Here is a 10557-nt window from a genome sequence, read left to right on the forward strand (position 1 = left end):
CAAAACTTATTGATTTTAAAGTTCCATTTGATTTACTTCACGCCAAGCTTCAAGCAAACCATTAGCAACTTTCATAACTTCATCTAATTTAGCAGTGTCACTATCAATTATTACCTTACTAAGTGTGCTAATTTGATGAGAATAAAGCCCTTGTAAATAATAACTAACATCGCCTTGACTAAAGTCTAAATAGTTTAATAGCTCAACAAAAATTGCTGTGGCTTTTTTAATATTTTTACATTTGGCTTCTATATCGTTTTTTTCTATGGCTTTTTTGGCACGAGAGCAAAATCTAAGTATGCCCTCGTATAAAAGCTCAATCATTTTCTCATTACTCTCAATTGAAATATTGTTATGAGAATAACTCGCATAAGCATTACTTACCATTTATATTCCTTATTTATTAGCAAATGCTGCATTTGTTAAAGCTGTAATCGTTTGGCTTTGATTATCAAGCTTATTTAAAATAACATCATACATACTTAGTCTAGTAGCTAAAATCTCATATCTTTTCTCAATTTCTTCATTGGTTTTTTTGATTTCTTCATTTAGCTTCTTAACATCATCTTCTAAATTTTTATTATATTTAGTAAGAGTTCCATCAGTGCCTACCATACTATCTAAAGTATCTTTAAATGTTCTAAACACTCCTGTTTGCTCTGTTTTAATAGTTCTTATTGTTTTTTCTTCTAAACCAAGTTGTAATAACTTCTCGCTAGAACCACCTATTTCAAGTGCATTTTTTCCATCACTTGTAATAATAATATTATTTTCTTTACCTAATTTAGCCGTTACACCATCTATTTTCGCATCATTAATAGCTTCAATTAATTTATTTATATACTCTTCTTGAGTTACTTTGCTATCTTTTTCATTTAACTTATCTAGGAATTCTTTTTTAAAGGTAATTTCCTTACCATTTATCTTTAAATCCCCTTCGGCTAAAGCTACTTTTTGACTAATTGTCTTACTTGTAGTGCTTAATTCTTGGTATTTTACGCTACCTTGTAAGAAATTTTTAATTCCTTCGCTATTTTTCTTATAAGCTTCTTCAAATTTTGATTTTTTAAAAGTTAAAATTCCTTTTTCATTAAGCTCAAACCCCATACCAGATAAACTAATTCCATTTGAATCAGTCTTAGTAATCATTGATGATAACATTGTTTTTAGCTTACTTACTTCGCTAATTCCTTGCAAACTTCCTGCTGTTTTTTTCTCTTTATCAAAACCTGTTGAGGTAGCAAGAGAATTAACTATAGAATTATAATTCGTTGTAAAAGTAGTTAAATGCTCTGTTAAAGAATCTAAATCATCGCTTACTTTAAAGTTGGTAATACCTTCTTTTTTAAGAGAAATTTTTGCTCCAATTATTAAATCATCAATGGTATTTGTGCTTCTGCTAATCTCAATACCTTCATAAATAAACTTAGCATCTTGCGCTGTTTGAACATGGTTTGATTTTGCATCAATTCCATCATATTTAGTTTGAGCAGCTTTTACATCTAATTCATTTATAAAATAATTTTCCCTAGAAGTTTCAAAAAATTCTTGAATTCCTTTCTTTTGTTCTTCTGTTAATTTATCAAAATCAGTAGCTTTATTTATACTAACTGCTTTCATTTGATTAGAGTTATCTTTGTATGAAATATTTAATTCTTCTCCGGTATTTTTAATATATTCAACCCAGTTTTTTGTTTGTTTTTCTACTTCTTGATTATCTTTAAATTCAGCAAAAACTGCTTTTCTTTCACTATTACTTAACTTAGATAAATCTGTATCTTTATTGATTTTAAAAGATACTTCAGTTTCAACAATATTATTAGGATCATTAGAATCACTTGTATAAGCTTTATATTTTAATTCTTTTTCTTGAGCTAATTCAGAAACTTTTTTTTGAATATTTTCTAAGTATCCACTACCACCTAAAATAACTTTAGATGCATCTAATTGCTCGTTAGCTTTTTTAAGCTCTGTTTTAGCGGCACTAGCATTTGCAGCGTCTAATAAACCAAGCTTTTTAAGAACTGCTTTTGAAAACTCTGCTGCATTAGGGTCGTCAAGTTTAAAAGCACTTCCAAATACTATTTCATTATCAACTCCTGCTTCTTTACTTGTAATCATAAGCCTATAATTATCATGACCTGTATCTAAAACCTTAGTGCTTACAAAATCGCTTAATTTTTTATTGTTTTCATTTGTAGCTGATAGAATTTTGTCATTTAAAGTTTGTAAAGAATCTCCTGAATTTACCTTAATAGTAAATGTTTGTTTATTTACAGTGATTTTAAACTCTGCTTCTTTTAGCATTTCTTTTTGACCATCACTTTTAATAATACCAACATCGTTAAATATGCCATAAGTTTCGCTAGAAAAAGAATTAGTCTGATAAGCATCTTTTGTAGCAAGTTGCTTAACATTAATATCAAAATCACTTACTTTAACACCCTTAGTAGTAGTCATACTAGCACTCTCACCTGTAGCATCTACTTTACTTTTAGAAAATGCTTCTCCTTCTACTAAAGAAGATATATCACCTTTAAAACTGCCTAAAAGTGTTGTTAAATCTGTTAAATCCTTTTGCTTTGCTTGTGTATCAGATAGTTTTTTATTAGGTATTGCTAATAAAGATTTTTGCTCGTTTGCTTTTAAAGCGTCATATTTTTCTTTAAATTGAAATTTATTAGCTCCTGCTATTAATCCTAAACCTGTTCCCATATTTAACTCCTTTTAAATTCTTTAAAGCAATTAACTTTTTTTATCAAAAATAATTCCTATTGCTTCTTTCATACTTTCACTAAGCTTAATTACTTCTTCATTTGGAATTTTACGAATAATTTGACCTGATTTTGTAGCGATTACATCTACATACATTTGATTGATTTTATCGTTATAACCAAATCTTACATCAGTTTGTAATTCTTCCATATTTTCATTTAATTTTTTAATAGATTCATCAAGCTTTTCTTTTGTTATTTCCTTGTTTATTTCTTCATTTTTTTGCTTACCTGAATTTGTTTCAATATGAGTTTGTTCAACTGGGCGCATTTTAGTTGTTTCTGCACTTGCTTTTAGTTGAGTATCATATTGAGAACTCGCTGCTTTAAAAATCTCCATTACTATCTCCTTTTAATAAGCTTTTTTCTAAATCGGCTAAAGTTTAAAAAACTTCATAGCTTTTGAAAAATTTTTCATCATTTTCTAATAATTTTAAATCTATTAATTTATTTATTACATCTTTATTGCAATCAGTTGTGCTAGGCCATTCGCTTAAATAGCCATCTATTTCGCCTTTTGAATACGCTGCAACCAAAATCCCATTATCATCTATTTTAATATCAGTGCTAGGGTCGTAATTATTAAACGCTCTCCAAATTAACATATAAGGATTATTTAAATTAACTCCTTTGTCAAATAAAACAACAATCCCACCTAAGTTATTTTTGCAAGCATTATAAATAGTGTCTAAATTATGCTTTCTATCTAAGCTTATACAAGTAATTTGTGTTTTTGCTTCTGGATAGAAAATGTTGTATTCGTATAAACCAAATTCTTTTAAATCATCTAATAAATTTTTAAGATTTGGTTTAAAACTTGTTTTATCCATTTCTTGTTTTTCTACTTTAAAAGTATGAGCTTTATAAGTAGATTTTGAAGTAGCGTCAAGTCCTAACTTACCACCCATACCTAATTTAGTGCTAGAATGATCTAGTTCATCGCATAATCCATAGCTTAATAATAATTTTTTAGGAGAGAAATTATTTAAAATATATTCTGTAATTTTAGGGTAATCATTCAGACTAGGTGCATTCTCATCTACAAAAATAGCATTTTTTACAAAACTCATCTGCCCTACTCCCCAAAATGCGTGCATATTAGCTAATGCTAAGCCATCATAATTGCTTTTTACTTTAGCTAAGATTAGATTATGAAAAACACCATTTTCAGGCATACAATAATCAATCAAATCAGGGCAAGTTGTCTTAAGTAATGGTAAAAATATTCTCTCTGTTCCATACCCCATCCATTTATCTTCAAGTGGAGGTTTACCAACTACGGTTGCATTATAAATTGGTTCATTTTTGCCTGTAATTTTTGTAATTTTCATAACAGGAAAATTACCTTGCGGAGTATAAAATCCAGTATGATCGCCAAATGGACCTTCAATAGCAAAATGATTTACATCAATTTCGCCTTCTATTACAAAATCACTATTATTTGGAACATACAAATCATTAGTATCACATTTAACTAATTTTGCTCCTTGTTTTTTAATAAATCCATAAAGCATTAATTCAAATATACCTTTAGGCAATGGTGCTTGAGCGCAAAATATATGAAGTGGGTCATCGCCTATTGCAATAGCTATTGGCATTTTTTTATTTGCGGCTTTATATTCGTAAAAGAAATTATTAGCATCTTTATGAAGTTGAAAGTGCATTATCAAATGCCCTTCATCTAATACTTGCAAACGATACATTCCTAAATTATTTTGCTTACCATCAAGACTTTGAGTATAAACCTGCCCCATTGTAATGAATGCACCTGCGTCTTTTTCCCAAGTTTTAAGGATTGGAATTTGATTTAGAGAATATGTTTTTTGCTTACAAGGTGCGTTTTTGTTTATTTCTCTTTTTGGAGCTATATTTTTTAAAGAAAATAATTTATTTGCAAGGTTTAATTTAGCACCAAATGTAGGTGGAATGTGTAGCTTTAATAAGCTCTCAATCTCATCTGCAATCTCATCAGGATTTTTACCTAAAACCAAATTAAGTGCTTTGCTATTTGCAAAAACATTCATAATAATTGGCATATCATAATTTATATTGCCTTTTTTTGGATTTGTAAATAACAAAACTTTTGAATCACTCTTTTTAGCTTCTAAATAAGCTAAATGAGCGATTTCTAACTCAACATCTAAAGGTGTATTTATAATCTTTAAAAGATTTTCTTTTTTTAATTTTTCTATATAATTTTTCATAGCATTTCTTTTAATAATTCTTCATTTTCAGCTAGAATTTCTAAAGCTCCGTGTTTTATAAATTCTTTTGCTAAAACTACCCCAAAATCACTTGCATTTGCTTGATTAATCTTTCTTTGCATTTTTATAATTTTACTAGCATCAATTAAGCCAATAATCGCATTTACGCAAATAATCTCATCATCAATAAAAGCTGCATTAATTCCTATTGGAGCACCACAACCACCATTTAAAGTAGCAGTAAAATCACGCTCAATTTTGCATAATAATGCTGTTTTAGGGCAATTTAATTTAGATACAAGATTTAACACCTTTTCATCATTAATACTCTCAATCGCAACAGCACCTTGACCTGCTGAAGGTATCATAATTTTTGTATCTAAAATCTCATAATTTAACTCATCTAAAAGATTTAATCTCTTAAGTCCTGCATAAGCTAAAACTATCGCATCAAATTCGCCATCTTTTAATTTTTTAAGTCTAGTTTGTAGATTTCCCCTTAATGAATGAATAGAAAAATCATCTCTAATTAATCTTAATTGCATTTGACGGCGAAGACTTGTTGTGCCGATTTTTGCACCTTGTTTTAGTTCATTTAATGATTTTACATTTCCACGAAAAACCACAACATCATTAGGAGTTTCTCTTTTGCAAATACTAGCAAGTTTAAAATCATACGCCAAACTTGCCCCAACATCTTTTAAAGAATGAACGCTAATTTGTGCAAGCCCATCGTGCATTGCGTTTTCTAATTCTTTAATAAACAAATTCTTCCCACCAATTTTTGCTAAAGGAGTATCTAAAATAACATCTCCTTTAGTGCTAAGCTCTAATAATTCTATATTTAAACTAGGCTCAATTTCTTGTAATTTCGCCTTTACAAATTCGCTTTGCCATAAAGCAAGTAATGATTTTCTAGTAGCTATTTTCATATTTTTCCTTTAAGATTGTTGTTTTATTCTGCAAACTAATGCTTCTTGTAAAAGTGTTCTTGCAACCACTTTTTCTTCTTTTACCATTTTGATATTGTCGCCTAAATCTTCAAATATTTTATATTCATCTTTATTTATTCTAATGATTACATTAGCATTTGGGTCATAATCAAGTATTTTTTTACTAACTACTTCTAAGACTTGTTCGTTTGAAATAGTAACGATTACTGCTGCACTTGTTTTAATACTAGCGTTATCAAAACTTGTATTTTGCTCTGCACTAGCATAAAAAACATTTTCTCCCCTACTTTGTCCAAGCTCAACTAAACTCATATCATTTTCTAGCACGATATAAGGAATGCCTTGAGTTTTTAATCTTAGCACAACTTCTTGACCAAGTGAGCCATATCCAAATATTACAAAATGTCCGCTCATTGATTCAATCTTAGGAGCTACGGTAATTATCTCATCATTAGTAATACTTGCAAGAGATTTTATATTTTTTAAAATAAAAGGAGATAAAACCATACTTAAAATTACTGATAAAGTAAGCATTTGAGCTGTATTTGTATCTAGCATTTTATTTGCAACCAATAAAGTAAATATTGCTAAAGCAAATTCTCCAATTTGACTAACGCTTAATGCAGTTTTTAACGAATCACTTTTAGTACTTCCAAGACTTAATAATAAAAATATACATAAAGTCTTAATTAGCATAATACCAATTGTAAGTGCAATTATTATATACCAATACTGAATGATAATATTTATATTAATTTGAAGCCCAACGGTTATGAAGAAAAATCCTAATAACAAATCTCTAAACGGGATTAAGTCAGCTTCTATTTGGTGTTTAAATTCAGTTTCTGCTATCATCATTCCTGCAATAAATGCACCAAGTGAATATGAAAACCCAAAAAATGAAGCTAAAAACGAAGCACCAACGACAGTGAAAAGTATCGTTGCTATGAATATTTCTTGAGAATTTGTTTTTAATACAAAATAAAGCACCCTGCTATAAATATATTTTCCAATTAAAAATAATAATAAAAGCACAATAAAAGCTGATATTAAAGTCTTAACAACTAAAGTGCTAATTGCAACTCCGTCTTGATTGAAAATATCAATCATCAATAATAGTGGAATTACTGCAATATCTTGAAATAATAATATTCCTAAAGCTTTTCTTCCATATCGCTGATTTATGTCTTGATTTTCATTTAGTATTTTTAAGACTATTGCAGTTGATGAAAGTGAAATTGTAAAGCCAATAATTAAAGCAATATCATCAGCTATATTAAATGCGTGGTGCAAAATTACTGCAAATACAATCCCACATATTCCCATCTGCAAAGCACCATTTATAAAAACATCGGTTTTCATAGTTAAAAGGTGTTTGATAGAGAACTCAAGTCCTATGGTAAACATTAAAAATACTATTCCAAATTCTGCAATGTGGCTTAATTGTTCTGAAGTGGTTACAAAAAATACTTCTTCAATAATAAAGCCAGTTGCAATATAACCAATAATTGTTGGTATGCTAAATTTTTTAAGCACTACATTTAAAATAATCGCAATAGCACTTGTAATTAAAAATATTTCTAAGAACTCTTGCATTAGCTACTACCTTTATCATCATAAAATATCACATCGTATTTTTGATTTTGTTTAATTAAGGCGTTTTTCTTAGGCTTTTCTTTTAAACCACTTAGCATTTCTTCATAATCTGCTATTTGGCTTTTAAGCTCTAAAATAATGCTAACTCCAGCTAAATTTACCCCCAAATCCCTTGTAAATCTTAAGATTAATTTAATTCTATCTACATCTCTTTGCGAATACATTCTAACCTTTCCACAGGTTCTATTAGGCTCAATCAAGCCTTCTCTTTCATATTGTCTTAGAGTTTGTGGATGAATATTTAATTGCTTTGATACTACAGAAATTAAAAATACCGGTTCATCATAGTGCATATTTCCTCCTTTTTATAAATAATCTTTTAAAGCTTTAACCAACTTATCATCAAGCGTATTAATATCAGGTAAAACCACCTTAGCTCTTAAGAATAAATCCCCTTGATTTTTAGAATATGAATTATAAATTCCCCTACCTTTAACACGGATTAATCCACCATTTTTTACATTTTCTTTTAAAGTTACTTTTAAGCCTTGCTCTTTTGGAGTATCAAACTCAACTTTACCACCAAATAAAGCTATTTTTAAAGGAATTTCAAGTTCTTTTGTCAAGTCATCTCCATCACGCTCATACTCTTTTGAATGCTCTATTTTAACAGTTGCTTTTAATGTTAGATTGTCTTTTTGCATAGTTATTTCTTGATTGTTTAATACGCCTGATTTAATCTCTACATCAAAACTAACACCCCTTACATTAATGCTCCTAGTAGTTCCTAAAACAGATTCTAAAAAGCTTATTTTTAACTCAACTTGAGCTGGTTTATTATAAGACCTACTTTGCCCTGCTCCAAAACCAAAATGAGAAAATATATCCTCAAATCCACCACTAAAACCGCTTGAATTAAAATTAAAGCCATCAAATCCACCAAAAGAAGGATTATCATAAGCTCTTCTTTTATCTTCATCGCTTAACACTTCGTAAGCTTCGGTAATTTCTTTAAATTTTTCTTCAGCACCCTTGTCTTTATTCACATCAGGATGATATTTTCTAGCTAAACTTCTATATGCTTTTTTTATTGTGTCAGTACTTGCGTCTTTTTTAACGCCTAATATGTCGTAATAACTCTTCATCTTTTAATCCTATAATAATAAAAATTTTTGAGTAATATTAGCTAGTTAAGCTTAATAGAGTTTAACCACTTACTATCAACTCTTAAATTATACTTAAAGGAGTAAAAATGCAAAAATGTATATTAGTAATTACCGATGGTATCGGATTAAACGATAGATTAGAATACAATTCTTTTTATCACGCAAAAAAACCAAATTATGATTTTTTAAACCAAAATGCAAAATTTTCAAGACTTAAAACAAGTGGCAATGCAGTAGGTCTTCCAGATGGTCAAATGGGAAATAGTGAAGTAGGACATATGAGTATTGGAAGTGGTAGGGTTATTTATCAAAACCTAGTTAGAATTGATAACGCTATTAAGGATAAAAGCTTAGAAAATATTAGTATTTTAAAAGACTTTTTGAAAAAATATAAAAATATTCATATAATAGGTTTATATAGCGATGGTGGAGTGCATTCAAGTTATATTCACTTTAACGAAATTGCTAAAATTGCAAGCGTTAATAATAATATTTTTATGCACTTAATAAGTGATGGAAGAGATGTTAAACCAAATTCTTTTAAAGATTTTATAAAAAATAATCCAAGTTTTATAACTCCAAGCAGTATTTCAGGTAGATTTTATGCTATGGATAGGGATAATAACTTAGATAGAACAAATGAATATATAAATATGCTTTTTAGTAAAGCAAATAAAAGTGATTTAGAACAATACATAAACGATAATTATGAGAATAAAATTTATGATGAGTTTTTTAAGCCACTTAATCTTGGTTTTGATGGCATTGGTAAAGATGATGGAGTTATTATCATTAATTATAGAAGCGATAGAGCAAGGCAAATTGCAAGTGAGCTGAAAAATCGTTTAAGTAAAAATCAAGTTTTGTGTATGTGTGAATATGATGAAAAACTTGACTTAGGCGTGATTTTTCCAAAAATTGATATTAAAAACACCTTAGCTGAAGTCTTAAGCAAAAATAATTTAAGGCAATTTCACACAGCAGAAACAGAAAAATATGCCCATGTTAGCTTTTTCTTTAATGGCGGGGTAGAGAAAGAATTTCTTAATGAAAAGCGTGTATTAATCCCAAGCCCAAAAGTAAAAAGCTATGATGAATTACCGCAAATGAGTGCTTATTTAGTTTGTGATGAAGTAATTAAGGCTATGAATGATGGTTTTGATTTTATCGTAGTTAATTTTGCAAATGGCGATATGGTAGGTCATACAGGAAATTATGAAGCTTGTATTAAAGCGGTTGAGTGTGTTGATGAATGCTTAGGCAAAATCATTAAAGCTTGTAAAGAAAATAATTATGCTATGCTACTAACTTCAGATCACGGAAACTGCGAAGATATGAAAGATTTAAATGGCAATATTTTAACCAATCATACAACTTATGATGTTGGTTGCTGGCTTTATAATTATCATAAAGATAGTAATTTAAAAGATGGCTCATTAGCAAATATTGCTGCTAGCGTGCTAAAAATACTAAATTTAAATAAGCCTAGCGAAATGGAAGAAGCTTTATTTTAAATCTTTATTCCTAGTTCAAATTCTTTAAAAAATTAATGGAATTTGAATTAGGATTTTAATAAATTTAAATATATTTTATTATTATCATTTTTTAATCATCATAAACTATATCCGATAAAACTGCATATTTTAACAATTCATTATAACTTGTTTTCATTTAATTCTCCTTTTAATTTATTTAAATAATTTTGATAAACATCATTAGAACAACTACCACTGCTAGAATAATTACCTAAATCAAGATAATAATTATCAACAAATAACCTAGCAAAAGAATCATAAATTCTATCAAAATCAGGATGCTCTGGAAGTTTAAGCTGTACATATGATTTTGCGTAACTACAATCCAC

Annotated in this window: 10 protein-coding genes; 1 reads left to right on the plus strand and 9 read right to left on the minus strand. The window is 28.7% G+C overall.

The genetic code is table 11. From position 1 onward, the window contains the following. Window positions 1-15: 15 nt before the first annotated feature. The 8 genes from fliS to AVBRAN12640_RS09550 are packed head-to-tail and all read right to left on the minus strand — an operon-like array spanning window position 16 to window position 8672. Window positions 16-387 (minus strand): flagellar export chaperone FliS, encoded by a 372-nt coding sequence (gene fliS / locus AVBRAN12640_RS09515; protein WP_214116767.1) that lies wholly within the window; start codon window positions 385-387, stop codon window positions 16-18. A gap of 9 nt (window positions 388-396) precedes the next feature. After that, window positions 397-2715 carry a flagellar filament capping protein FliD gene (fliD, locus tag AVBRAN12640_RS09520; RefSeq protein WP_336609093.1) on the minus strand — a complete coding sequence of 773 codons (2319 nt, stop codon included), beginning with the start codon at window positions 2713-2715 and terminating at the stop codon, window positions 397-399. Between the two features lie 30 nt (window positions 2716-2745). Further along, window positions 2746-3114, minus strand: a complete 369-nt coding sequence (locus AVBRAN12640_RS09525; RefSeq protein WP_214116763.1) for a flagellar protein FlaG — start codon at window positions 3112-3114, stop codon at window positions 2746-2748. Between the two features lie 43 nt (window positions 3115-3157). Then, a complete protein-coding gene (locus AVBRAN12640_RS09530) occupies window positions 3158-4978 on the minus strand; it encodes a menaquinone biosynthesis decarboxylase (protein ID WP_336609094.1) in 1821 nt (606 codons plus the stop codon). Further along, window positions 4975-5910: a hydroxymethylbilane synthase gene (gene hemC, locus AVBRAN12640_RS09535; RefSeq protein WP_336609095.1), complete on the minus strand. Its 936-nt coding sequence runs from the start codon at window positions 5908-5910 to the stop codon at window positions 4975-4977. The genes AVBRAN12640_RS09530 and hemC overlap by 4 nt, the downstream gene beginning before the upstream one ends. A gap of 9 nt (window positions 5911-5919) precedes the next feature. Then, window positions 5920-7527 carry a cation:proton antiporter domain-containing protein gene (locus AVBRAN12640_RS09540; RefSeq protein WP_239802713.1) on the minus strand — a complete coding sequence of 536 codons (1608 nt, stop codon included), beginning with the start codon at window positions 7525-7527 and terminating at the stop codon, window positions 5920-5922. Continuing rightward, complete coding sequence (locus AVBRAN12640_RS09545; protein WP_214116754.1) at window positions 7527-7880, minus strand: heat shock protein transcriptional repressor HspR; 354 nt, start codon at window positions 7878-7880, stop codon at window positions 7527-7529. Before AVBRAN12640_RS09545 ends, AVBRAN12640_RS09540 begins: the two co-directional genes overlap by 1 nt. Window positions 7881-7892: 12 nt before the next feature. Further along, a complete protein-coding gene (locus AVBRAN12640_RS09550; RefSeq protein WP_336609096.1) occupies window positions 7893-8672 on the minus strand; it encodes a DnaJ domain-containing protein in 780 nt (259 codons plus the stop codon). A gap of 107 nt (window positions 8673-8779) precedes the next feature. Between AVBRAN12640_RS09550 and gpmI the strand changes: the two genes are divergently transcribed. Then, window positions 8780-10207, plus strand: coding sequence for a 2,3-bisphosphoglycerate-independent phosphoglycerate mutase (gene gpmI / locus AVBRAN12640_RS09555; RefSeq protein WP_214119979.1), 1428 nt, complete (start codon window positions 8780-8782; stop codon window positions 10205-10207). Between the two features lie 140 nt (window positions 10208-10347). Here the strand turns inward: gpmI and AVBRAN12640_RS09560 are convergent. Then, on the minus strand, window positions 10348-10557 hold a 210-nt coding region (locus AVBRAN12640_RS09560; RefSeq protein WP_336613000.1), incomplete at its 5' end, for a hypothetical protein.

This window comes from Campylobacter sp. RM12640 (assembly GCF_020137595.1).
In the GTDB taxonomy this organism is placed as follows: domain Bacteria; phylum Campylobacterota; class Campylobacteria; order Campylobacterales; family Campylobacteraceae; genus Campylobacter_E.

What these genes read in the sequence shown, in the direction of transcription:
- gpmI (WP_214119979.1), top strand. Translation starts at nt 8,780, where the DNA reads ATGCAAAAATGTATATTAGTAATTACCGATGGTATCGGATTAAACGAT.
- AVBRAN12640_RS09525 (WP_214116763.1), bottom strand. Translation starts at nt 3,114, where the DNA reads ATGGAGATTTTTAAAGCAGCGAGTTCTCAATATGATACTCAACTAAAA.
- fliD (WP_336609093.1), bottom strand. Translation starts at nt 2,715, where the DNA reads ATGGGAACAGGTTTAGGATTAATAGCAGGAGCTAATAAATTTCAATTT.
- AVBRAN12640_RS09530 (WP_336609094.1), bottom strand. Translation starts at nt 4,978, where the DNA reads ATGAAAAATTATATAGAAAAATTAAAAAAAGAAAATCTTTTAAAGATT.
- hemC (WP_336609095.1), bottom strand. Translation starts at nt 5,910, where the DNA reads ATGAAAATAGCTACTAGAAAATCATTACTTGCTTTATGGCAAAGCGAA.
- AVBRAN12640_RS09540 (WP_239802713.1), bottom strand. Translation starts at nt 7,527, where the DNA reads ATGCAAGAGTTCTTAGAAATATTTTTAATTACAAGTGCTATTGCGATT.
- AVBRAN12640_RS09550 (WP_336609096.1), bottom strand. Translation starts at nt 8,672, where the DNA reads ATGAAGAGTTATTACGACATATTAGGCGTTAAAAAAGACGCAAGTACT.
- fliS (WP_214116767.1), bottom strand. Translation starts at nt 387, where the DNA reads ATGGTAAGTAATGCTTATGCGAGTTATTCTCATAACAATATTTCAATT.
- AVBRAN12640_RS09545 (WP_214116754.1), bottom strand. Translation starts at nt 7,880, where the DNA reads ATGCACTATGATGAACCGGTATTTTTAATTTCTGTAGTATCAAAGCAA.